Genomic DNA, 22557 nt, shown 5'->3' on the forward strand with positions numbered 1-22557 from the left:
GGCGCTCAGCCGCGCTGGTAGCGCAGCGGCAGCCCCTGGCAATCGTTGTGCAGCTGGCCTTCGTGCCAGGCCAGCTGGCCGGAGACGACGGTGCTGCGCACGGCATGGCGGAAGGCGCGGTCCTGGAAGGGTGTCCAGCCGCAGTGGGCGAGGATCGGGTCGGCGGCAACCGGGCGTGGCTCGGCCAGGCGTTCGATCAGGCACAGGTCGGCCCAGTAGCCTTCGCGCAGGTAGCCGCGCTGCTCGATGGCAAAGCGCTGTGCCACGGCGTGGCTGGTTTTCTCCACCAGGGTGGTGAGGGGCAGCTGGCCGTCGGCCACCAGCTCCAGCAGGGATGGCAGGGCGTGCTGTACCAGCGGCAGGCCGGAGGGCGCCTGCAGGTAGGGCCGCTGCTTCTCCTCCAGGGTATGTGGCGCGTGGTCGGTGCCAATGATATCCAGCCGGCCGCAGAGCAGGGCCTGGCGCAGCGCGTCGCGGTCGGCCTGGGTCTTGATCGCCGGGTTGCACTTGATCAGGTGGCCCAGCGCCGCGTAGTCGCGGTCATCGAAATACAGGTGATGGGCGCAGACCTCGGCGGTGATCTGCTTGCCGGCCAGCGGGCCCGGCTGGAACAGGCTCAGCTCGCGGGCGGTGGTGATGTGCAGCACGTGCAACTGGGTATCGAAGCGCCGCGCCAGGCTCACGGCCAGGCTGGAGGACTGGTAGCAGGCCTCGGCATCGCGGATCAGCGGGTGCTGGTCGGCCGGGATCTGCTCGCCGTACTGCGCCTGCCACTGCTGTTCACGTTCGCGGATGCGTGGGGTGTATTCGCAATGGGTCAGCAGAATGGTGGGGCAGTCGCGGAACAACCGCTCCAGCGAGGGCAGGTCGTCGACCAGCATATTGCCGGTGCTGGCGCCCATGAACACCTTCACCGCCGCCACCCGGTTGGGGGCCAGTGCGGCGACGATGTCGAGGTTTTCCTGGCTGACGCCGAAGTGAAAACCATAGTTGGCCATGGAGCAGTTGGCCGCGCGCCGCTCCTTGGCTTCTAGTGCTTCCAGGGTCAGGGTCGGCGGGTTGGTGTTGGGCATGTCCATCACGCTGGTGATACCGCCGGCCACCGCCGCGCGGGATTCCGTGGCGAAGCTGCCTTTGTGCGGTGCGCCGGGGTCACGGAAGTGCACCTGATCGTCGATCATGCCCGGCAGCAGGTACTGCCCGGCGGCGTCGATCTCAACCTTGGCATTTATGCCGCTCAGGCTGCTGGCGATGGTTTCGATGCGGCCGTGGCGCACCAGCAGGTCGGCGTCGAATTCGCGGCCTTCGTTGACCAGGCGGGCGTTGCGAATCAGCAGATCAGTCATGGGGATGTTCCTGATTGCAGCGATGGATGGGCGGCACCGGGTCGTAGCCGCCCGGATGCCAGGGGTGGCAGCGCAACAAGCGGCGCACGGCCAGCCAGCTGCCGCGCCATGCGCCGTGGGTTTGCAGCGCTTCGATGGCGTAGTGCGAACAGCTGGGGTGGAAGCGGCAGCGTGGCCCGAGCAATGGGCTGATCAGGTACTGGTAGAGCCGCACCAGGCTCAGTAGCAGGCTTTTCATTGCGGCACGCTGATCACGCACACCCGCGCGTCGCGGATGGCGTTGTAGAAGCAGCTGGGTCGACCGGTGTGGCAGGCCGGGCCCTGCTGCTCGACCAGCAGCAGAATGGCGTCGCCGTCGCAGTCCAGGCGCGCCTCCACCAGGCGCTGGCGGTGGCCGCTGGTTTCGCCCTTGCGCCATAGCTGCTGGCGTGAGCGCGACCAGTAGCAGACCTGGCCTGTGCTCAGGGTTTCTTCCAGGGCGGCGCGGTTGACCCAGGCCAGCATCAGCACCTCGCCGCTGTCGTGCTGCTGGGCGATGGCGGCGATCAGGCCGTCGGCATTCCAGGGCATGGCGTCCAGCACCTCTGCCAGGGGGCGGCTGTCGCCCAGCCCGGCCTGTTCCAGTTGCAGCCACAGGTTCATGGCTTGAGCGCGGCCAGCAGGGTGTCGAGGTTGTACTTGAACATGCCCAGGTAGGTACTGGCCGGCCCCTCGCTGGCCAGGGCGTCGGAGTACAGGGTACCGCCGACCTGGGCCCCGGCTTCGCTGGCGATCTGCTGGATCAGGCGCGGGTCGCGGATGTTCTCGACGAAAACGGCTTTTACCCCGTCGGCGCGAATCTGCCGGATCAGCGCAGCCACCTCGGCGGCAGAGGGCTCATCGGCCGTGCTCAAACCCTGCGGCGCAACAAATTTCAGGCCGTAGGCCTGGCCCAGGTAGGCGAAGGCGTCATGGCTGGCGATGATGCTGCGCTGCGCCGGCGGCAGTTGGCCCAGGCTGGCACGGGCCTCACTCAGCAAGGCGCGAATCTGGCTGATATAGGCCTCGCTGCGGTAGGCGTAATGCTGTGCATTGGCCGGATCGAGCTGGCTCAGCGCCTTGGCGATGTTGCGTACATAGATTTCGGCATTGGCCAGGTTCTGCCAGGCATGGGGATCGGGAACCTTTTCACCGTCTTCATCGAGCATCAGCGGCAGCACCCCGCTGCTGGCATCGATGCGCGTGCCGGGCGCTTCGCTGCTGGCGATCAGGCGCGCCAGCCAGGGCTCGAAGCCCAGGCCGTTGGCGATGATCAGGTCGGCGGCGAACAGCGCTTTGGCATCCTCTGCGCTGGGCTGGTAGACGTGGGCGTCGGCATCGGCACCGACCAGATTGCGCAGCACTATGCGATCGCCGGCGATATTCTGGGTAATGTCGGCCAAAATGCTGAAGCTGGTGACGACCTTGAGCTTGTCCTGGGCGTGTGTGAACAGGGCAAAACTCAAGGTCAGCAAGGCAATCAGGATGCGCATGGTGGGTTCCTTATGGTGCTGGAGATAAACGGGGTGGGCGGCGCAGCAGCCCATTTTGTGGGCCGAACACGACGGAGCTGATGTAGGCCAGGCCGGCGAGCAGCACGATGCACGGGCCGCTCGGCAGGTTGGCGTAGTAGGACAGCAGCAGACCGAGCCAGACGCAGCTCGCGCCGATGCCGGCGGCGAGCAGTAACAAGCGCGGCAGGTGACGGCTCCAGAAGCGGGCGGCGGCGGCTGGCAGCATCATCAGGCCGACCACCATCAGCGCGCCGATGGCCTGAAAACCGACCACCAGGTTGAGCACCACCAGGGCGAGAAACAGCCCGTAGGCCAGCGGCCCGAAGCGGCTGACCCCGGCGAGAAACAGCGGGTCGAGGCTGTCCAGCAGCAACCAGCGGTAGATCAGGGCGAGCAGCAGCAGGCTGCCGATGGACACCAGCAGCATGCCGTTCAGGGTTGGCGGGTCCACGGCCAGCACCGAGCCGAACAGCAGGTGCAGCAGATCCAGCTTGTTGCCGGCCAGGCCCAGCAGCAATACACCGCTGGCCAGGGAGATCGGGTAAATGGCAGCCAGGCTGGCGTCTTCGCGCAGGCCGGTGCGCCGCGTCACCCAGGCGGCCAGCCCGGCCATGCCCAGGCCGGCGACCAGGCCACCCAGGGTCAGCGCCGGCAGGCTCAGGCCATACAGCCAGAAGCCCAGCGCCGCGCCAGGCAGGATGCCGTGGGCGATGGCGTCACCCATCAGGCTTAAACGCCGCAACTGCAGAAACACACCCAGTGGTGCCGCACTGATCGCCAGGGCCGCGCCGCCCAGCAGGGCGCGGCGCATAAAGGCGAAATCGACAAAGGGGCTCCACAGCAGCTCCAGGCTCACGCCACCTGCTCCAGAGCCGAGTGCTGGCCGATCAGCTCGCGAATCGGCGCGAAGATGCAGCCGCTGCGCGACAGCAGCAGGGCGTTATCCAGGTGCTGGCTCATATGGCTGAGGGCATGGCTGACGATAATCTGCGTGCGGCCCTCAGCCTGCCAGCGGGCGATGTGCTGCCAGAGCAGGGCCAGGCCCGGTTCATCCAGCGCGGCTTCCGGCTCGTCGAGCAGCAGAATCTGCGCATCGGTCAGGCTCAGGCGGGCGAGCAGGGCGCGCTGCAATTCGCCGCCGGACAAGGCCTGCAGACTGTGCTGTGCCAGCGCGCTCAGGCCCCAGTCGGCCAATGCCTGCTCCAGCCGCGCCTGACGTTGCGGCCGACTCAGGCGGCTGCGCCATAACCCGGCGCTGACCAGATCCTGCAGGGTGATCGGGAACTGCCGATCCAGCGCCTGCTGTTGCACCAGGTAGGCGACCCCGCCCAGCGGCGCGACGCTCAGCTCGATATGGCCGCGCAAGGGCCGGGCGATGCCGGCAATCACCTTGAGCAGGCTGCTTTTGCCACAACCGTTGCCGCCGATCACCCCGGTCAGGCTGGCGCGGGCCAGGTACAGATTCAGCGGCGGGGTCAGCGGCTGGCCGGCAGGGCCCCATTGCAGGTTGTGGCAGTGGATCATGCCGGGCTCCAGTTCCAGCGGCTTTCGGCAATGGCGTCGTGGGCATGCAGGCTTTCCGCATGCACCACCCGCAGGGCGAAGGCGCTCAGGCCCGGCTGCGCCAGCAGGGCGCTATGCAGGCGGCGGGCGGCGTCTTCGCAGAACATCAGGTTCTGCCCGTTGGCCAGGGCAAAGGCCTGCTCGTCGGCGCGCTTGACCGCGGTTTGCACGGCCGTGCCCAGGGCCTGTTCGGCGCTGTCGATCAGCTCGACCAGCGGCAGCTCGGCACAGTCGCCGTGCAGGCGTACCTGCAGGGTGGCGGTGCTGCGCTGGCTGTGTGGGGTGGCGACTATGCCCTGGGCCGAGCCGAGCCAGGCCAGCACCTGTTCATGGCTGAGCGGCTGGCCGGCGAAGTCCTGGGCGAACTGCTGCTGGATCAGCTGGCGGGCCAGGGCCGCCGAGCAGGGGCAGGTGGAGGAATAGGCCACCTGCACCTGTAGTTCCACGTGAAACCCCCATGCATCCTGGCGTGCACGCACTTCGAAGGGGTAAGCCTTCCATCCCGACAAGGGGCTGACCAGGGCCGGGCGGCTCAACAAGGCTTCACCGCTGAGGGTCACGCTGGCCCGTTGCGACAGCCCGGCGTGGCTGTGCAGAAACTCGCTGAGCAGCTGTTGCAGCAAGGCCAGGGTCAGGTTGTGCGATTCCAGACTGTGCAGCGCCAGATACAGCCGTGACATATGGATACCGCGGGCAGCGCTGTCGTCCAGGCTGACCCCGGCGCTGGCACGGGCGTTGATGCGCTGGCCGGCCAGCAGCACGGGCAGGGCGATTTCGCCCATGCCAACCCAGTCCAGGCGCTGTTCGTGGTGGCTCGCCTGGCTGGCGATATCCGGCAGGGTAAGGGCGTTCATCAGAAATCCTGAGCATGAAAGTGGCGACAAATGTTATGTTATAACAATTGCAATCGCATACCAGTGAATTCACCCGATGAGCACGAGCCCGATTACCCAGGACGATCTGCTGGCCCAGCCAGCCGATCACTATATGAACGACGCCCAGCAGCAGTTCTTCCGCGCCTTGCTGCTCAGCCAGCGCGCCGAGTTGCAGGCGCGCATTGCCGATGAGTTCGAAGGCCTGCGCGAGCGTGATACCAGCAGCGACCCGGCCGATATCGGCAGTGCCGAGGAACAGCGGCAGTGGCAGCTGCGCCTGCTGGAGCGGGAGAAGAAGCTGCTGGACAAGATCGACGAGGCCCTCGACCGCCTGGCCCGCGGCGAGTACGGCTGGTGCCGGGAAACCGGCGAGCCGATAGGCCTCAAACGCCTGCTGCTGCGCCCCACCGCCAGCCTGTGCATCGAGGCCAAGGAGCGCCAGGAACAGCGCGAAAAACACCAGCGTGACCGTGACTGAACGAGGACCCGAACATGACCCCAGAACGCCTACCCGTAACCGTGTTGTCCGGCTTTCTCGGCGCCGGTAAAAGCACCTTGCTCAATGCCATCCTGAAAAACCGCCAGGGTTTGAAAGTGGCGGTGATCGTCAACGATATGAGCGAAATCAATATCGATGGCAGCGAAGTTCAGCGTGATGTCAGCCTGAACCGCGCCGAAGAAAAGCTCGTGGAAATGAGCAACGGCTGCATCTGCTGCACCCTGCGCGAAGACCTGCTGGAAGAAGTCGGCCGCCTGGCCCGGGATGGTCGTTTCGACTACCTGCTGATCGAGTCCACCGGCATTTCCGAGCCGCTGCCGGTGGCGGAAACCTTCACTTTCCGCGGTGAAGACGGCCAGAGCCTGGCCGATCTGGCGCGCCTGGACACCATGGTCACCGTGGTCGACGGGGTGAATTTCCTGCGCGATTTCCACGAGGCCGAGAGCCTGGCCAGCCGTGGCGAAACCCTGGGCGAGGAGGACGAGCGCTCGATCACCGATCTGCTGATCGAGCAGGTGGAGTTCGCCGATGTGCTGCTGATCAGCAAGATCGACCTGATCAGCAGCGCCGAGCGCGAAGAGCTGCTGGCCATCCTCAAGGGCCTCAATACCCACGCCGAGATCATCCCCATGGCCATGGGCGCGGTGCCGCTGGAAAAGATCCTCAACACCGGCCGTTTCGATTTCGAGCGCGCGGCGCAGGCCCCGGGCTGGCTCAAGGAACTGCGCGGTGAGCATGTGCCGGAGACCGAGGAATACGGCATCGCCTCCACGGCGTACCGGGCGCGTCGGCCCTTCCATCCCGAGCGCTTCTTCAACTTTATCAACCGCGAATGGAGTAATGGCCGCCTGCTGCGCAGCAAGGGTTTCTTCTGGCTGGCCAGCAAGTACCAGGAAGCCGGCAGCTGGTCCCAGGCCGGTGGCCTGATGCGCCATGGATTTGCCGGGCGCTGGTGGCGCTTTGTGCCCAAGGCGCAGTGGCCGACCGACGAGGAAGGCCTGCAGGCCATCATGAAACACTGGCGTGCCGAGGTCGGCGATTGCCGCCAGGAATTGGTGTTTATCGGTCAGCACATCGACTTCGCCCGGCTCACGGCCGAGCTGGATGCCTGCCTGCTGACCGATGCGGAAATGGCCGCGGGGGTGGAGGCCTGGCTGGCGCTGCCCGACCCCTTCGGCCCCTGGCATGAGGAGGCGGCCTGATGCTCGCGCAGGTGTTGCGCCAACCGCTGCAGCAGATCGCCAGCGAGCAGATCGATGTATTCGGCGAGGTGCTGCGCGATCACGTCAACCTGGCGCTGTGGCAACGTCAGCTACCCGCGCAGATCAGCGACTTTGCCAATGCCCTGTTGGCCCAGGGCGAGCCGCTGGGGCAATCCATGGTGCTGGAGCTGGCCAGCCCGGAGAGCGAACCGAGCCTGAGTGGCCTGGTTGATGGCTACAGCGATCTGCCGGGCCAGGCGGCCTTCTTGCAGGACGTCAGCTGGCTGGTCAGCGCCTTTGCCTGCCTGTTCGACGCCAAACGCATCGGTCTGCGCCTGCGCATCCTGGACAAAGCCATGTGCCCGCGCTTTCACGTCGACCATGTGCCGGTACGGCTGATTACCAGCTATGCCGGGGTCGGCAGCGAGTGGCTGGCAGAGGGCCTGATGGCGCGTCGGCGGCTGGGTGAGCCTGCCGCCGAACCCAGCGATCCGAGCCTGATCCAGCGTGCCGAGGCCGGCCATGTGCTGCTGGCCAAGGGCGAGAAATGGATTGGTAATGAGGGTGGCGGGTTGATTCATCGCTCGCCGCAACCGCCGGCCGGTGAGCGGCGGTTGTTGATGACGCTGGATTGGCTGGCCTGACGGGGATTGGGCAGGGGAGCCAGTCTGTCCTAAGCTCCCTTTGACAGGTCGATCAGCATCGGAAGAAAAGGCGTTTACCGGTTAGCGACATATCCCGATTGACGTGCATCCGCTGTTCTCTCTTACTCTTGTCTCCCAGTTGTACGGTACGAGTCTCTCGGTGGAGGTTGGCGGGATGCAGCTTTGGGTGCGTGCGGGACATTCGCAAGAGTCATTCGAGCAGCTAAGCCAGCGTGTATTCGGCAATATCGTGCTGATTATGGCGTTGATGTCTTTACCGGCCTTGCTGGTGTCGCTCTGGCGTGCCAGCTTTATGGGCTGGCAGCCGTTTATGGTGCTGCAGTTGCTGGCCTGCCTGCTGGTCTGGGCCATTGTTCTGTTGCGTGAACGCCTTTCAATTGCACGGCGCCTGGTGATTCTGGGGCTGGTGTTCTTTTTGTTCGTCACTCCCTCGACCCTGCAGCTGGGCCCTGTTGCCGAGTCCCGCGGTTTTCTGATGTTCCTGGCTTTTCTGGTCGGGTTATTCGCCACGCCTCGTGCGGTGTTGCTGCTCAGCGGCTTGATTCTGCTCTGGGTGTTTGCCTTCGCCCTGCTGGCTACCCAGCAGGGTTTGCCCCTGCAGATCCATGATTACCAGGCCTACAGTCAACAGCCTGCTGTCTGGGTGGTCATGGCCCTGGTCATAGGCTTGTTCAGTGCCTGCATCGGCTATGTGGGTTCGGCCCTGGTGCAGCACCTCAAGCAGCAGGCTCAGGCCCTGCAGATCAATGAAGCCCGTTTGCGGGGATTGTTCGAGCTGTCGCCGATCGGCATCGCCCTGAGTGATGTCAAAACAGGCCGCTTTCTGGAGGTCAATGAGCAGTTACTGTGGGACAGCGGCTACAGCCAGGAGGAGTTTCTCCAGCTCGATTACTGGCAACTGACACCTCGCGAATACGAGGCTCAGGAACTGCAGCAGTTGAGCCTGTTACTGGATCAGGGGCGCTTCGGTCCTTACGAGAAGGAGTTGTGCCGTAAGGACGGCAGCCGCTTTCCGGTAAGGGTGAAAGGATTGCTGTTGAAGAATGCCCAGGGCCATCGGCAGATCTGGTCCATGGTCGAAGATATTTCCGAGGAACAGCGCCTGGCCAGGATGCAACGCGAGTTTGTCTCCACAGTCAGCCATGAGTTGCGTACGCCGCTGACATCCATAAATGGAGCGTTGGGGCTGATCGGCGGCGGTGTGCTGGGCGAGTTGCCGGACAAGGCTCGACAGATGCTGGAGATCGCCCGGCAGAACAGCGAGCAACTGGCTTTACTGATCAATGATCTGTTGGATATGGAGAAGCTGCTGGCGGGCAAGATGGATTTCAATTTACAGCCCATGGCGCTGCGGCCGCTGGTCGAAATGGCCGTGCGTAACAACCAGGGCTATGCCGCGCAACATAAGGTGCAGCTCAAGCTGATCAGCCAGGCGGATGCCCAGGTAAGGGTCGACGAGTTGCGCCTGGAGCAGGTGCTGAACAACCTGCTCTCCAATGCGGCCAAGTTTTCTCCCAGTGGCGCCCAGGTGGAGGTGGATATTCAGGTGCATGAGGGGTGGGTCAGAGTCAGCGTTCAGGATCACGGCTGTGGCATAGCGCCGGAGTTTCAGGCCCGGGTGTTCGAGAAGTTTACCCAGGCCGATGGCTCCAGCACGCGAAGCAAGGGTGGCACAGGTCTGGGGCTGGCCATTACGCGCCAGTTACTGGAGCGCATGGATGGCCGGATCGCTTTTGACAGCCGGGTGGGCGAGGGAACGACCTTCTACTTTGAGTTGCCGCTGTGCGAATAAGTCAGTAGCTCATCCACACGCCCTTGCTCTGCTGCTCGCAGTAGGGCTTGAGGTAGGTGGCGTCGCTGGCAACACCGTAATAGTGGATATCCTGCCGGTACAGACCGCTTACCGTGGCATTGCGGCAGACGCCGAAGGCGCCGATGGGACACTGTTCGAGGAACTCCACCTCGACCTTCTGCCCCTGCAGCTGCGGCTGGCAGAAACCGCTGCGAAACAGGTTGGGCGGAATGCTGCGGTTCTGCTGGCATACCTTGATCTCCAGGCGCTGGCCCTGGCTATGCACCACGCAGGCTTCACCCCAGGCCAGGGTGGATAACAGGGATAAGCCCAGGAGCAGAACGGCACGCATCGGCGGCCTCCTCAATACATAAAGCGGCTGGAGGGGTAGAAGCGGCGACTCTAGCACGCTGTTTTTATCCAGTCTGCGCCCGCCGGGGGTTCTCGGCCGGCGGGCAAAGCCGCACCATAGGCCCATGTTGAAAAATATCCCGACCCACCTGATCGCCGGCCCCCTGGGTGCCGGCAAGACCAGCCTGATCCACCACCTGCTGGCGCAGCGGCCGGCCCATGAGCGCTGGGCGGTGTTGATCAACGAATTTGGCCAGATCGGCCTGGACGCGGCCCTGCTGACCACGGACGACGAGGGTTTCGCCCTGGGCGAGGTGGCCGGCGGCTGTCTGTGCTGCATCAACGGTGTGCCCTTTCAGGTTGGCCTCGGCCGGTTGCTGCGCCAGGCCAAACCGGATCGCCTGCTGATTGAGCCGTCCGGGTTGGGTCACCCTCAGCAACTCCTGAGGCAGCTGCGTCAGCCGCCCTGGGCCGGGGTGCTGGCGGTGCAGCCGCTGGTGCTGGTGCTGGATGCCCAGACCCTGGCTGCCGGCCAGGCCCTGCCGGACAGCCAGCAGGCCTGTCTGGGCGAAGCCGGGCTCTTGCTGCTGAACAAGGCCGAAGGGCTGAGTGAGGCGGACAAGGCGCGTATCCAGCGCCAGCTGCCGCCTGTGCCGCAGCGCTGGACCAGCCAGGGCCAGTTGCCGCTTGCAGAGCTGCCGGGCCTGGAGGCCCAGGTCGAGCCGGGTGCCGATCCTGACACGCTTCCCGAAGCGTCTGCGCCTTTGCCGCAGCTGTGGCATCGCGTTGACCAGCCGATCTGCCAGGTGCAGGCCCAGGCCGAGGGCTGGAGCATTGGCTGGCGCTGGCACCCCGATCAGCGCTTCGATATGGCGCGGGTGCAGCAGTGGCTGGCCAGTCTGCCCTGGCGCCGGGCCAAGCTGGTGCTGCACACGGAGCAGGGCTGGCAGTTGGCCAATGCCCTCGCCGATCAGCCGCTTGCCTGGCAGCCCAGCCTCTGGCGCAAGGACTCGCGGTTGGAGCTGATCTTCGCCGAGGCCCAGGATCAGGCGGCGTTGCAGGCGGGCATGCTGCGCTGTCTACTGGCCTGAGGCCCACTCTTGCTAGACTGGCCGCCTCTTTTCTGTGGATAGCCCCATGACCCTGCTGCCCTGGTCTTATCTCTGCAGTGCCGGCTTTACCCTGCGCGGCTGGCACACTCCGCCCTCGGGCAAACCGCTGCTGCATTTTCTGCATGGCAATGGCTACTGTGGGCGGGTCTATACGCCCATGCTGCAGCTGTTGGCCGAGGATTTCGACCTGTGGCTGTGTGATGTGCAGGGCCATGGTGACAGCGATCACGGCGGCCGCTTCCACGGTTGGAACCGCAGCGCCGAGCTGGCCCTGGAGGCCTTTGCTGCCGGCAACGCGATCTTCGGCGCGGTGCCGCGTTTTGCCCTGGGCCACAGTTTTGGCGGGGTGCTGACCAGCCTGATGCTGGCCCAGCAGCCGCAGCAGTTTGGCCGTGCGGTGCTGCTCGACCCGGTGCTGTTCAGCCCGGCCATGATCGGGGTGATGGCGTTGTCCGATGTGGTCGGCCTGAGTCGGCGCAATACCCTGGCCAGCAAGGCGTTGCAGCGCCGCAGCAGCTGGCCGGATCGCGCCGCCGCGCATGCCGCCCTGCATGGCCGCGGGATGTTCCGCGGCTGGACCGAGGAAGCCTTCGCCGCCTATATCCAGCACGCGCTGAAGGACAGCGACCAGGGCGTGGAGCTGAAATGCCGCCCCAGTCGCGAGGCGGATATCTTCAGCTCCTTTCCCAAGCGCCTGTGGCCCTCCCTGGCCAAGGTCAGCACGCCGACCCAGGTGCTTTACGGCCAGCGCAGTTACCCCTTCGTGGCCAAGTCGGTGGCGCGCTGGTGCGCCGGCAATGCCCATGTCAGTGCCCATGTGCTGCCCGGGGGGCACTGCTTTATGCAGGAGCAGCCGGCGCCAGCAGCCGAGCGCATCAGCGCCTTTTTGCTGCCCCGTGGCTGAGGGCTGTTGAAACGACCCGTTAATTGGTCTTGTTGCGCCAGTGCTCCAGCTGGACCACCTGGCTCTGACCCTGGGTCGCCACTGGCGCAGGCTGCGGGGTGAGCACCGGATGGGGCTGCAGTTCGATACTGCTCAGGCGTTGACCGAACATGCTGATCTGACCGCGCAGACGCTGTTCACCGGTCACGGTGAACTCGAAGTCGTACAGGCGCGCCAGGCGTCGATGGCCGCGGGCATCACGTTGCCAGGCCAGCCGGCGCAGGGCCACGGCGCCATCGAGCAGCTCGATATCCAGCTTGGCGCAATGCTGCTTGGCCAGCAGCAGGGCGCGCTCGCGGATGCCATGGCCGCGCCAGAGCCAGGCGCAGGCGGCGGCAAAGAGCATCAGCAGGAAGACATCAAACAGCTCGATCATGGGGCTATCCGCAGTACGGGAGGGCGATATTAGTCCATCGCCGGGGTATTGAGGGACTGGTAGCGCTGCTGCAGTTCCTGGCGGATCTGCCGGCGTTGCTCGGCCTGATACTGGCGTCGGTGGCCATCGCGGGTCTGGGGTTGCAGGGGGGGCACCGCCACCGGCTTGCCGCGCTCATCCACCGCCACCATGGTGAAGAAGCAGCTGTTGGTGTGGCGCACCGAGCGCTCGCGGATATTCTCGGTGATCACCTTGATGCCGATCTCCATGGAGGTGCGCCCGCAGTAGTTGACCGAGGCCAGGAAGGTCACCAGCTCGCCGACATGGATGGGTTCGCGGAAGATCACCTGGTCCACCGACAGGGTCACCACATAGCTGCCGGCATAGCGGCTTGCGCAGGCGTAGGCCACCTCGTCCAGGTACTTGAGCAGGGTGCCGCCGTGCACATTGCCGGAGAAGTTGGCCATGTCCGGGGTCATCAGGACGGTCATGGTCAGTTGGGCGTTGATCGGTTCCATGCAGGCTCCAGGCTGGGGGGTTACGCACTGACGTATGCCACAGCCTAACAGACACCTCAGATGCCCGCCGACAGCCCCATGTCGATGGCCAGGTCGGCGCCGGTGATGGCCGCCGCGCCAGGCTGGCAGAGGAAGTACACCAGTTCGGCCACTTCCGCCGGCTGGATAAAGCGCGCCTGCTCACCCTGGGGATATTTGTCCAGCAGGCTGCGGTAATAGCCGAGGGGGTCGCCGTTGCCGTAACGCTCGGCCTGGAAGGCCAGCATCGGCGTGTCGATATCACCGGGCGAGACGGTGTTGCAGCGCACACCGAAGGGCGCCAGATCCAGCGCCAGGGTCTTGCCGAGCAGGGTCAGGCCGCCCTTGCTGGCGCAGTAGGCGGCGGCGTTCTGGTTGCCCTGGCGCCCGGCGTCGCTGGAGATATTGACGATGGCGCCGCGGCTCTCCTTGAGATGGGCAATGGCCGCCGCACACATAAAGAAGGGCGCCTTGAGGTTGACCGCCATCAGCAGGTCGTAGTCGGCCTCGCTGAAGCTTTCCACCGGGCCTTCGCGCCAGATGCCGGCGGCGTTGACCAGGGCATCCAGGCGGCCGCAGCCGGCGACAACCCGCTCCACCACATCCCGACAAGCCGTGGCGTTGCCCAGGTCGGCGCTGATGGAGGCGGCCAGGGGCAGCTCATGGCCGAGCAGGGTCAGCCCGGCGGCATTGCAATCGGTTACCGCCACCCGCCAGTTGCCCTGGTGGAAGCGTTGCGCCAGGGCGCGGCCGAGGCCACCCGCGGCTCCGGTGATCAGTACGACGGGTTGCGGCATGGCGAGGCTCCGTATGCAAAAAGAATCGTGTCTTGCGTAGGGGGCGCCGCGCGCACCGCAAGCCCCGCGCAGGCAGCCCGGTGCGCACGGCGCACCCTACGGGTTAGGCATGAGTGAGGTACCAGCGCCAGTCCTGCTCGCCGACTTCACCCATAAACTGGCGGAATTCGGCCCATTTGATCGCCAGGTAGACCTTGAGGAAGCCCTCGCCCAGGGCATCCTTGGCCCAGCTGGAGCTTTCCAGCGCGCGCAGGGCGGTCAGCCAGTCGGTGGGCAGGGTTTCGCGGGCCTGCTCGTAGCCGTTGCCGATGATTTCCTCGCCGGGGTCGATCTGGTTTTTGATGCCGTGATGGATGCCGGCGAGGATCGCCGCCGCTGCCAGATAGGGGTTGGCATCGGCGCCGCAGATGCGGTGCTCGACATGCCGGCTCTTGGCCGGGCCGCCAGGGACGCGGAAGGATACGGTGCGGTTGTTCACCCCCCAGCTCTTGGCCAGCGGCGCGTAGCTGTTGGCCTGGAAGCGGCGGTAGGAGTTGGCATTGGGGCAGAAGATCGCCAGTGCGTCGTTGAGCGTGGCCATCATGCCGCCGATGGCGTGCTTGAGCAGCGGGGTGCCATGTGGGTCTTCGCTGGCCATCAGGTTATTGCCGTGCTCATCGGCCAAACTCACATGCATATGCAGGCCGCTGCCGGCCAGGTCGCCGAACGGCTTGGCCATAAAGCAGGCCTGCAGCCCGTGCTTGTTGGCCACGCCCTTGACCAGACGCTTGTAGCGCACCCCTTCGTCCACTGCCTGCAGTGCGTCGAAGCGGTGCTCCAGGGTCAGTTCGACCTGGCCCGGGGCGTATTCGGAAATCGCCGTGCGCACCGGCAGGCCCTGCACTTCGCAGGCGACGTAGAGGTCGTCGAGGAAGGGCTGCAACTGCTCCAGCTCGTACACGCCGTAGACCTGCGGCGCCTGCGGGCGCACGCCATTCATCTGCAGCGCCGGCTGCGGGCGACCATTGGCGTCGCGCTGTTTGTCCAGCAGGTAGAACTCCAGCTCCACCGCCATCACCGGGTGGTAGCCGTCGGCCTTGAGCCGGTCGATGGCGCGCACCAGTACGTGGCGGGGGTCGGCCGGGGCGGCCGGCAGGCCCTGGGTCGGGTGCATGCTCACCTGCAGCTGGCCGGTGGGCACGGTGCGCCAGGGTTGCAGGGTTAGGCTGCCGGGCAGCGGGTAGGTCCAGCAGTCGGCGTCGGCGACTTCCCAGACCAGGCCGCTTTCTTCCACGTCCTCGCCCTGGAGGGTCAGCGCCAGGATCGAGCTGGGCAGCGGCCGGCCGTTCTCGTAGATGGCCAGCAGTTCGTCACGGTGCAGCAGCTTGCCGCGGGGGATGCCGTTGGCGTCGATCAGCATCAGCTCGATGCTGCGCACTTCCGGGTGGGCGGCGAGGAAGTCATGGGCTTCCTGGGGATTGGCGAATTGCATGGTGGTCTCTCACCTGGGGTGCACGCTGTGCACCGTGGCGTAGGGTGGATCGGGGCGCGTAGTTGGCGCTTTATCCATCCACCGGGGTTGTGTGGGTTGGTGGATGAAAAGAGCGTCATCCACCCTACGAAATAGCAGGCCTTACTCTCGGGCGCCGGGAATGGCCAGCAGTTCGGTCAGGGCCTGGTCGAGCATGGCGATCAGCTTGTCCACATCCTCCGCCGTGGTGCTCGGGCAGCACAGGGTCATATTGTGGAACGGCGTGATCAGGATGCCGCGGTTGATCAGGTACAGGTGCAGGGCCATCTGCAGTTCGTCGTGGAACGCGGCTTCGGCCTCGGCGCCGGTCTTCGGTGATACCGGGCAGAACTGGAACTCACTGCGCGCACCCAGCTCGGTCACCGACCACTTGAGGTCGTGCTTGCCGATCAGCGAACGGAAGCCATCGGCCAGGCGCTTGGCCAGCGGCAGCATGTGCGCGTAGGCGGCCGGGGTCATCACCTGTTCCAGATTGGCGCGCATGCAGTGCATGGCCAGGGCGTTGGCTGACAGCGTGGTACCCATGCCGCTGTGGCCATGACCATGGCTGCCCTCGCTGGCGCGTTGGCGCGCGGCGGTCATGGCTTCGGCCATCGCCGCGCTGCAGCCGAAGATACCGCACGGCACGCCGCCGGCAATCGGCTTGCCGACCACGAAGAAGTCCGGGTCGAGGTTCCACAGTTTGGTGCAGCCGCCGATATCGGTGGAGATGGTGTGGGTCTCGTCGATGATCAAAAGCGCGCCGTATTTACGCGTGAGTTCGCGGCACTGCTGCATAAAGCCCGGCTCGGGCAGGACCATGCCGATATTGGTCATCGCCGGCTCACAGAGCAGGGCGCAGACGTCGCCCTGGGCCAGCGCCGCTTCCAGCGCGGCCACGTCGTTGAACGGGATCGAGCGGCTGTACTGGGTCAGGTCGTAGGCCTGGCCGACCAGGCCGCTGCGCGGCACGGTTTCGCCGTCGATGCAGCGTACCATCACGTCATCCACGGTGCCGTGGTAGCAGCCGTCGAACACCAGCAGGGTCTTGCGCTGGGTAATCGCGCGGGCCCAGCGCAGCACATAGCGGTTCGAGTCGGTGGCCGTGGCGGTGACCTGCCAGAACGGCAGGCCGAAGCGCGCCGCCAGCAGCTCGCCGCAGACCACCGCGTCCTCGCCCGGCAGCATGGTGGTCAGGCCATTGTTGCCCTGTTCGGCGATGGCCTTGGCGATCGGGTCTGGCGAGTGGCCGAACATGGTGCCGGTGTCGCCCAGGCAGAAGTCGATGTACTCGTGGCCGTCGACGTCATAGAAGCGCGCACCCTTGGCGCGCTCGACGAACAGCGGCACCGGGGTCGACCAGTCGGCCATCCAGTGCATCGGCACGCCACCGTACAGCGAGTGGCGCGCACGTTCGGCCAGGGCCACGGACTTGGGATTGCGTTGCAAGAAACGCTCGCGTTCGGCGGCGAAGAAGCGTTCTACGGCGGCGGGGCTGATACCACTGGAAGTCATGTTGCACACCTCGTTCGAATATCTGCACATCGTCATTTGTGATCACATAATTGTCAATACTGTGTTTGGAAGGCATTTTGTGTAAAGTCTCAGCCTTATCTGTGATCACAAAGAGTCCTGAATCATGCAGCAAGACAGCGCAATCGCCCTGGTCAGCGGGGCCGGCAGTGACAGCGGTATCGGCATGGCCATCGCCCGCCGCCTCGGCCAGCAGGGCATGCGCCTGCTGCTGAGCGCCAGCAGTGCGCGCATCGAACAGCGTGCCGCCGAACTGCGTGCAGAAGGTATTGAAGCACGGGCCATGGCCGCCGACCTGACCGATGAGCAGCAGGTGGCAGCCCTGGCGACCTGGGCCGAGGCGCAGTGGGGGCGGGTGGATGTGCTGGTGAACAACGCCGGCATGGCCATGCAGGGCAGCCCCGAGCCCTTTGCCGAGGTCAGCGAGATGGACCTGGCCACCTGGAACCTGTCCCTGGCGCGCAACCTGACCAGCGCCTTTCTGCTGACCCGCGCCGTGTTGCCGGGCATGCGCGTCCGCGGTTACGGGCGCATCGTCAATATCAGCTCGACCACCGGCACCCGCGGCAGCAACCCTGGCGAGGCCGCCTACAGCGCGGCCAAGGCCGGTATGCTCGGCCTGTCCATGGGCCTGGCGCTGGAGGTGGCCAAGCAGGGCATCACGGTCAACAGCGTGGCACCGGGCTGGATCGCCACCGGCTCGTCCACCGACGAGGAGCGTCACGCCGCCGAGTACACCCCGATCGGCCGCGCCGGGCGCCCCGAGGAAGTGGCGGCGGCGGTGGCCTTTCTGGCCTCGCGCGAGGCTAGCTATATCACTGGCGAGGTACTGGTCGTGGATGGCGGCAATTGCCTGATCGAGAACAAAGCCCCCTGCTGAACGGCTGTGCGTCGATCTGGCGGTGTTGAAAAGCGGCTCGGACTGCTCATTTACAGCTTGTAAACTCCGCGTCCTCGCCGCTTTTCGCCTTGCCAGCTTCTAGCTCGCTCGTTCAGGTGCTTAGATCCTAAATCTGGAGAACTCCATGCGTAACTGCCTATTAACCCTTTCCCAACTGCCCGCCCCGCCGCAAGGACGCTAACACCATGGCCGAGAACCTGCAGGAACAACTCTATCAACGCCTGCGCGAGGGCCTGCTGGCCGGGCGCTTCCAGCCTGGCCAGCGGCTGAAGATCCGCGACCTGGCCGCCGAGTGGGGCACCAGCCCGATGCCGGTGCGTGGCGCGCTGCAGCGCCTGGTCGCCGAGGGTGCCCTGGAAGGTGAGCCGCAGCGCTCGGTGCGGGTGCCGGAGATGACCCGCGAACGCTTCCAGCAGCTGTTTCAGGTGCGCCTGGGTCTGGAGGGCCTGGCCGTTGAGCTGGCGGCCCCGCGCCTGAGCGCCGCTGAACTGGAGCTGCTTGGTCACTGCATTAGCCGCATGGAAGCGGCCCTGGAGCGCCGCGAGGTGCAGGCTTATCTGGACGACAACAGCCTGTTCCACCTGACCCTCTACCGCGCCTGCGCCAACCCCATTCTGCTGCGTATGATCGAGTCCCTGTGGCTGCAGGTCGGGCCCTTCTTCAATCGCCTGTTTACCGAGGCCGACCTGTCACTGCGTCTCAACGACTTCCACGAGCAGGCCTTCAAGGCGCTGCAGGCCGGCGACGGCAAGGCGGCGCGGGCCGCCATGGAGCAGGACCTGAGCTATTTCGGCCAGTTTCTGCTTAACCTGCTGGAGCTGGAGCATTATTGAATACCTCGCTCAGCAACCTCTGGCGAGCCTCTGACGGGCAACTACACTCAGGCATATTTGCCGGTGTGCATAAGGATCTGTTCGATGCAGGATTACAGCGACAAGCGCTTTCTGGTGGTCGACGACTTTTCCGATTTCCGCAGCTCGGTCAAGGCCATGCTCTGGGACATGGGCGGCAAGGATGTGGACATGGCCGACCGTGGCGAAGACACCCTGCAGATGTGCCGCAACAAGCGCTACGACATCATCCTCCACGACTACAACCTGGGCAGCGGCAAGAATGGCCAGCAGGTGCTGGAAGAATTGATGGTCGGCAAGCTGATCAGCCACCAGTGCATCTTTGTCATGGTCACCGCCGAGAGCAGCCAGGCCATGGTCCTGAGCGCCCTGGAGCACGAACCGGACGCCTACCTGACCAAGCCCTTCAACCGCGCCAGCCTGGCTCAGCGCCTGGACAAGCTGGTGGAACGCAAGCAGGTGCTCAAGCCCATTCTCCAGGCCCTGGACAAGCAGGACGCCGCCGCGGTGCTGGCCGCCTGCGAGGATATTGCCCGTCAGGACAAACGCTATGCGCCGCTGTGTCTGCGGCACAAGGCCAATGCCCTGCGCGACCTGGGCCGCCATGAGGAACTGGAGCGCCTGCTTAGCGCTGTGCTGGCCGAGCGGCCGCTGCCCTGGGCCTACGTGCTGCTCGGTCAGCTGCTGCACAAGCGCGGTGATCTGAGCCGCGCCCAGGCCACCTTCGAGCAGGGCCTGCAGACCTTCCCGATGATGCCGGCGCTGTATGACGGCCTGGCCGCCGTGCTGCTGGCCCAGGGCGACAGCCAGCGCGCCCAGCAGGCCCTGGAAGATGCGCTGAAGCTCTCGCCCCTGGCCATTCGCCGGCAGATGCAGCTGGGCAAACTGGCCATGGACAACCAGGATTTCGACATTGCCAGCAAGGCCTATCGCCAGGCCGTGGACATGGGCCGCACCTCGCGCTTCAAGAGCCCGGAAAACTACCTGGGTCTGGCTCAGGCCCTGACCCAGCAGGCAGGTGACGCAACCCTGGACAAGCGCGTGCAGGTCGAGATCAACCAGGCCCTGGGGGAAATGGACAAGAGCTATAGCGGCGACCCGGCCCTGCAGGTGCGCTCGCGCCTGACCCTGGCCGCCAGCCTGAAGAAGTCCGGCGACCCGGCCCGCGCCGCCAAACTCACCGAGGAGGCGGTCAAGGCCATGGCCGAACTGCCCGAGCTGTTCGCCGCCGACACCGCCCTGCAGGTGGCCGGCCAGCTGCGTGACCTGGGCCAGGCTGCGGCCAGCGACCAGCTGCTGAAGACCTGTGTGGAGGTGTATGGCGACGACCCGGCGGTGATGCAGGGCGTGGCCAAGCAGACCAGCGACGCCGGCATTCTCAGTGGCGGCAAGGAGGCGGTGGAGCTCAATCGCCAGGGCGTGCGCTGCTACCAGCAGAAGCAGTTCGACGAGGCCCTCAAGCTGTTCCGTCAGGCCCTGGCCCTGCAGCCGAAGAACATCAGTATCGCCCTCAACACTGCCCAGTCGTTGCTGCGTCAGGGCGGTGAAAAGCCCCCTGCCGAGCTGCTGGAAGAATGCCGTGCCTGCCTGGAGGCGGTGCGCATGATGCCGGCCAGCGACCCCCGCCACGAGCGCTATCAGCAACTGCGGCGCAAGGCCTTCGGTCAATGAGCGAGCAGCCCGACGGCCTGGATATCGCCACGGTGATCGCCTCCACCGTGCACGATATGAAGAACTCCCTGGCCCTGCTCACCCAGAGCCATGCCCAGTGGCAGGCGCAGCTGCCGGCCGAGCTGCGCCAGGGGCGCGAGCAGGGCATCATCGACTACGAATTCGCCCGTCTCAACGGCATGCTGGTGCAGTTGCTCGGCCTGTACAAACTGGGGGCCAACCAGCTGCCGCTGCACCCGGCCTACCACGAGCTGGAAGACTTTATCGAAGCCCAGCTGGCGCGCCATCAGGAGGTACTGCAAAGCCGCCAGATCGAAGCCCGCTGCGAGGTGGACAGCTTCGATTTGATGGGCTTTTTCGATCAGGAACTGCTCGGCTCGGTGGTGGCCAATATCATCAATAACTCCATCCGCTACGCCCGCAGCCAGTTGCTGGTGAGTGCCTGGCAGGAAGGCGAGTTTCTGGTGCTGAGCATCTGCGATGATGGCCAGGGTTACCCGCCGAGCATGATCGAACAGCAGTCCAGCTACGTCCTTGGCCTCAACCAGAGCAGCGGCAGCACCGGCCTGGGCCTGTACTTCGCCGGCCGCATCGCCGCCTTGCACCAGCGCCAGGGCCTGCAGGGGCGCATCGAGCTGGCCAACGGCGGGCCCCTGGGTGGCGGGGTGTTTCGGATTTACCTGCCGTAGGGTTGTTGGGCTTCTGCGTTGTCGCTCATTATTTATTCGAGATCTCGCGAGCTAGAGTCCTGCAAGGGGCTAACAGCCTCCGGCTGGTCAAAACAGGCGAGAAACGCAGCGCAGCGTAGTAACAGCCAGCGGCTGGCCCGCAGGGTGAGCGCAGCGAATCAAGCGGAGTGTACTTTTGTACATGAGCATTACTCGTTTCACTCGCCCTTCGGGTCGCGCTGAGGCGCGTTAGCCGCAAGCGGCTTTCCGAGCCTGTTTTTAACGCCGCAGGGCCGACGCGCAGCAGATCGTATAGGTTCTCAGCTTTCCAGCCATATATCCCGGCACCAGTGCCAGACGCTTTCCCAGCTTTCGTCCTCGTTGATCTCGCCGGTTTCCGCTTCCCACAGCAGTACGGTGCCGTCTTCTTCCACCACGTAGTAGTTGCCATGGTCTTCGCACAGCGGCACTAGGTAGCGCGGTACGCCCAGGTCCCAGGCGGTGGCGGCGACTTCCGGCAGGTAGGTGTGCGATTGCGGGTCGCTGGCGGTGACCGGTTCCAGGCGACCGTAGACCACGTCACTGACGGTGAGCAGGTATTCGCGCAGGGCGAAGGGGAGGTGAATCAGGATCTGCTCCTGGACTTCCACCAGGGTTTCCTCCTCCGGCAGTTCCAGGGGCACCGGTACCGGTTCGTTGAGTTCGCGCAATTGTTCGATGACTTCTTCCATTGGGCGGCCTCGCGTATGCAGTGGATGATGGGGGCGTCTTATACCCTAGCTGGCGGCGGGCAAAAAGCAGGCACAGTGCTATTGTGCTGGGTATAAGGCGCCATTTTTCACACGCCAGAAAACGGTTCGATTATGTCCAGTACTGCTCCGAAGGACTCCGACAGCCCGCCCAGCGAGGACGAGCGCCTGCAGCTGCTGACAGCCGCAGGGCGGCGTAACCGCCTGTTTATCCTGGCCCTGGCCGGGGTACTGGGCAGCCTGATGCTGCTCTCGGTGGGCTTTAACTTCTACGCCCTGCTCAGTGCCGGTGACGAACCGCGTATCGCGGCGCTGGAGCAGCAGGTGGTGAAGCTGCGGGCGCAGCTGGCCACCCAGCAGGAGGCGCTCAAGCATCAGGAGGACCTGTTTGCCAGTCAGCAGGCCAATCAACTGACCGGCCTGTTCGCGCGCGCCGAAAACCCCGACAGCATCACCGAGGTCAGTCAGGTGCTGCAGGCCCAGGAAGAAGACTTTCAACGGGTGCTGCAGGGCCTGAAGAGCGGCATGGCCGATCTGGCCAATATGCTGCCGGGTTCGCGCAGCTGGCTGAATCTGTACAACGAGCCGCTGGACCGCGCCCTGCTCAACAGCCGCAAGCGCCGCGAGGCGATCCAGGCCTGGGGCGACAAGGCCGTCGGGGCACAGCCCTGATCAACCGGCGCGGGCCATCAGGCGCGCATCCAGCAGGGCGTGGTGAGGAATCTGCGCCTCGTCCAGATCGCTGAGCAGGTCCGCCTGTTCGCGGCAGCCCAGCACATTCGCCGGCAAACCCGCAGGGCCCAGCAGCTCCAGCAGCAGGGGCCCGTCCCAGGCCAGGGCATCGCTGACGATTTCCAAGTCACCCCTATTGGCCAGAAAGGCCTGCAGCGCGCGCCTGGCCGCTTCCTGGCTCTGGCCATGGCATGACAGGTCCAGCTGCGGCAGCACCACCTCGACAACAAAGTCGCTGCAGTCGTCGAGACGCCAGCCGTCCGTCAATTCCACATAGAACTCCGGCCCGTGGGGCGTCACCAGGGCCAGGCTGATCAGGCGGCGATCGGGGCTCAGGCAGGTGAACTCGGTATCCAGGTAGAGGCTTTGCACGA

The 22557-nt window shown here is 65.2% G+C and carries 26 protein-coding genes; 11 read left to right on the top strand and 15 right to left on the bottom strand.

The annotated features are described in order from the left end of the window. Positions 1-5: 5 nt before the first annotated feature. The 7 genes from GJV18_RS02150 to folE2 are packed head-to-tail and all read right to left on the bottom strand — an operon-like array spanning position 6 to position 5295. A complete protein-coding gene (locus tag GJV18_RS02150; protein ID WP_160343080.1) occupies positions 6-1346 on the bottom strand; it encodes a dihydroorotase in 1341 nt (446 codons plus the stop codon). Continuing rightward, entirely contained in the window at positions 1339-1584 is a 246-nt protein-coding gene (yidD, locus tag GJV18_RS18550; protein ID WP_218571953.1) for a membrane protein insertion efficiency factor YidD, read from the bottom strand. Before yidD ends, GJV18_RS02150 begins: the two co-directional genes overlap by 8 nt. Beyond that, the gene (hisI, locus tag GJV18_RS18555) at positions 1581-1988 is read right to left on the bottom strand and encodes a phosphoribosyl-AMP cyclohydrolase (RefSeq protein ID WP_160343082.1); all 408 of its coding nucleotides are present in this window, start codon (positions 1986-1988) and stop codon (positions 1581-1583) included. The genes yidD and hisI overlap by 4 nt, the downstream gene beginning before the upstream one ends. Next, the gene (locus GJV18_RS02165) at positions 1985-2857 is read right to left on the bottom strand and encodes a metal ABC transporter substrate-binding protein (protein WP_160343083.1); all 873 of its coding nucleotides are present in this window, start codon (positions 2855-2857) and stop codon (positions 1985-1987) included. The genes hisI and GJV18_RS02165 overlap by 4 nt, the downstream gene beginning before the upstream one ends. 10 nt (positions 2858-2867) lie before the next feature. Then, positions 2868-3689, bottom strand: coding sequence for a metal ABC transporter permease (locus GJV18_RS02170; RefSeq protein ID WP_160345933.1), 822 nt, complete (start codon positions 3687-3689; stop codon positions 2868-2870). A 41-nt stretch (positions 3690-3730) separates the two neighbouring features. Beyond that, a complete protein-coding gene (locus GJV18_RS02175; protein ID WP_160343084.1) occupies positions 3731-4402 on the bottom strand; it encodes a metal ABC transporter ATP-binding protein in 672 nt (223 codons plus the stop codon). After that, positions 4399-5295 (bottom strand): GTP cyclohydrolase FolE2, encoded by an 897-nt coding sequence (gene folE2, locus GJV18_RS02180; RefSeq protein ID WP_160343085.1) that lies wholly within the window; start codon positions 5293-5295, stop codon positions 4399-4401. The genes GJV18_RS02175 and folE2 overlap by 4 nt, the downstream gene beginning before the upstream one ends. Before the next feature lie 91 nt (positions 5296-5386). On the opposite strand from folE2, the gene dksA reads away from it, so the two are divergent. From dksA to GJV18_RS02200, 4 genes are all read left to right on the top strand, one after another. Beyond that, on the top strand, positions 5387-5794 hold the full coding sequence (gene dksA, locus GJV18_RS02185) for an RNA polymerase-binding protein DksA (protein WP_160345935.1): 408 nt from the start codon (positions 5387-5389) through the stop codon (positions 5792-5794). 14 nt (positions 5795-5808) lie between these two features. After that, a complete protein-coding gene (gene zigA, locus GJV18_RS02190; protein WP_160343086.1) occupies positions 5809-7017 on the top strand; it encodes a zinc metallochaperone GTPase ZigA in 1209 nt (402 codons plus the stop codon). Beyond that, positions 7017-7661, top strand: coding sequence for a DUF1826 domain-containing protein (locus GJV18_RS02195; protein WP_160343087.1), 645 nt, complete (start codon positions 7017-7019; stop codon positions 7659-7661). The genes zigA and GJV18_RS02195 overlap by 1 nt, the downstream gene beginning before the upstream one ends. 175 nt (positions 7662-7836) lie before the next feature. After that, a complete protein-coding gene (locus tag GJV18_RS02200) occupies positions 7837-9474 on the top strand; it encodes a sensor histidine kinase (RefSeq protein ID WP_160343088.1) in 1638 nt (545 codons plus the stop codon). A 1-nt stretch (position 9475) separates the two neighbouring features. On the opposite strand, the gene GJV18_RS02205 is transcribed toward GJV18_RS02200, so the two are convergent. Beyond that, the gene (locus GJV18_RS02205) at positions 9476-9826 is read right to left on the bottom strand and encodes an NADH:ubiquinone oxidoreductase (RefSeq protein WP_160343089.1); all 351 of its coding nucleotides are present in this window, start codon (positions 9824-9826) and stop codon (positions 9476-9478) included. Between the two features lie 124 nt (positions 9827-9950). Between GJV18_RS02205 and GJV18_RS02210 the strand changes: the two genes are divergently transcribed. Together GJV18_RS02210 and GJV18_RS02215 are read left to right on the top strand one after the other, a co-directional pair. Then, the gene (locus GJV18_RS02210; protein ID WP_160343090.1) at positions 9951-10916 is read left to right on the top strand and encodes a CobW family GTP-binding protein; all 966 of its coding nucleotides are present in this window, start codon (positions 9951-9953) and stop codon (positions 10914-10916) included. Positions 10917-10962: 46 nt separating this feature from the next. Continuing rightward, on the top strand, positions 10963-11841 hold the full coding sequence (locus GJV18_RS02215) for an alpha/beta fold hydrolase (protein ID WP_160343091.1): 879 nt from the start codon (positions 10963-10965) through the stop codon (positions 11839-11841). A 19-nt stretch (positions 11842-11860) separates the two neighbouring features. Here GJV18_RS02215 and GJV18_RS02220 read toward each other — a convergent pair whose 3' ends face one another. The 5 genes from GJV18_RS02220 to GJV18_RS02240 form a co-directional block, all read right to left on the bottom strand. Beyond that, positions 11861-12256 carry a DUF3301 domain-containing protein gene (locus tag GJV18_RS02220; RefSeq protein WP_160343092.1) on the bottom strand — a complete coding sequence of 132 codons (396 nt, stop codon included), beginning with the start codon at positions 12254-12256 and terminating at the stop codon, positions 11861-11863. 29 nt (positions 12257-12285) lie between these two features. Continuing rightward, positions 12286-12774, bottom strand: a complete 489-nt coding sequence (locus tag GJV18_RS02225) for an acyl-CoA thioesterase (protein WP_160343093.1) — start codon at positions 12772-12774, stop codon at positions 12286-12288. Between the two features lie 56 nt (positions 12775-12830). After that, positions 12831-13589, bottom strand: a complete 759-nt coding sequence (locus tag GJV18_RS02230; protein WP_160343094.1) for an SDR family NAD(P)-dependent oxidoreductase — start codon at positions 13587-13589, stop codon at positions 12831-12833. Between the two features lie 103 nt (positions 13590-13692). Then, positions 13693-15060, bottom strand: a complete 1368-nt coding sequence (locus GJV18_RS02235; protein ID WP_160343095.1) for a glutamine synthetase family protein — start codon at positions 15058-15060, stop codon at positions 13693-13695. A 141-nt stretch (positions 15061-15201) separates the two neighbouring features. Next, positions 15202-16593 carry an aspartate aminotransferase family protein gene (locus GJV18_RS02240; RefSeq protein WP_160343096.1) on the bottom strand — a complete coding sequence of 464 codons (1392 nt, stop codon included), beginning with the start codon at positions 16591-16593 and terminating at the stop codon, positions 15202-15204. A gap of 124 nt (positions 16594-16717) precedes the next feature. Here GJV18_RS02240 and GJV18_RS02245 point away from each other — a divergent pair, with 124 nt between their 5' ends. The 4 genes from GJV18_RS02245 (at position 16718) to GJV18_RS02260 (ending at position 20723) form a co-directional block, all read left to right on the top strand. Then, positions 16718-17491 carry an SDR family NAD(P)-dependent oxidoreductase gene (locus GJV18_RS02245; protein WP_160343097.1) on the top strand — a complete coding sequence of 258 codons (774 nt, stop codon included), beginning with the start codon at positions 16718-16720 and terminating at the stop codon, positions 17489-17491. A 206-nt stretch (positions 17492-17697) separates the two neighbouring features. Continuing rightward, complete coding sequence (locus GJV18_RS02250) at positions 17698-18345, top strand: GntR family transcriptional regulator (protein WP_160343098.1); 648 nt, start codon at positions 17698-17700, stop codon at positions 18343-18345. Between the two features lie 84 nt (positions 18346-18429). Then, on the top strand, positions 18430-20034 hold the full coding sequence (locus tag GJV18_RS02255) for a tetratricopeptide repeat-containing response regulator (protein WP_160343099.1): 1605 nt from the start codon (positions 18430-18432) through the stop codon (positions 20032-20034). Then, positions 20031-20723, top strand: coding sequence for a sensor histidine kinase (locus tag GJV18_RS02260; RefSeq protein WP_160343100.1), 693 nt, complete (start codon positions 20031-20033; stop codon positions 20721-20723). The genes GJV18_RS02255 and GJV18_RS02260 overlap by 4 nt, the downstream gene beginning before the upstream one ends. Positions 20724-21022: 299 nt before the next feature. On the opposite strand, the gene GJV18_RS02265 is transcribed toward GJV18_RS02260, so the two are convergent. Beyond that, positions 21023-21433: an SMI1/KNR4 family protein gene (locus tag GJV18_RS02265; protein ID WP_160343101.1), complete on the bottom strand. Its 411-nt coding sequence runs from the start codon at positions 21431-21433 to the stop codon at positions 21023-21025. A 132-nt stretch (positions 21434-21565) separates the two neighbouring features. Here GJV18_RS02265 and GJV18_RS02270 point away from each other — a divergent pair, with 132 nt between their 5' ends. Then, positions 21566-22123: a hypothetical protein gene (locus GJV18_RS02270; RefSeq protein WP_160343102.1), complete on the top strand. Its 558-nt coding sequence runs from the start codon at positions 21566-21568 to the stop codon at positions 22121-22123. Here GJV18_RS02270 and GJV18_RS02275 read toward each other — a convergent pair whose 3' ends face one another. Further along, a complete protein-coding gene (locus GJV18_RS02275; protein ID WP_160343103.1) occupies positions 22124-22555 on the bottom strand; it encodes a hypothetical protein in 432 nt (143 codons plus the stop codon). It lies immediately after the preceding gene. Between the last annotated feature and the right edge of the window lie 2 nt (positions 22556-22557).

The sequence above is a fragment of the Pseudomonas xionganensis genome (assembly GCF_009763245.1).
Classification (GTDB): Bacteria; Pseudomonadota; Gammaproteobacteria; order Pseudomonadales; family Pseudomonadaceae; genus Aquipseudomonas; species Aquipseudomonas xionganensis.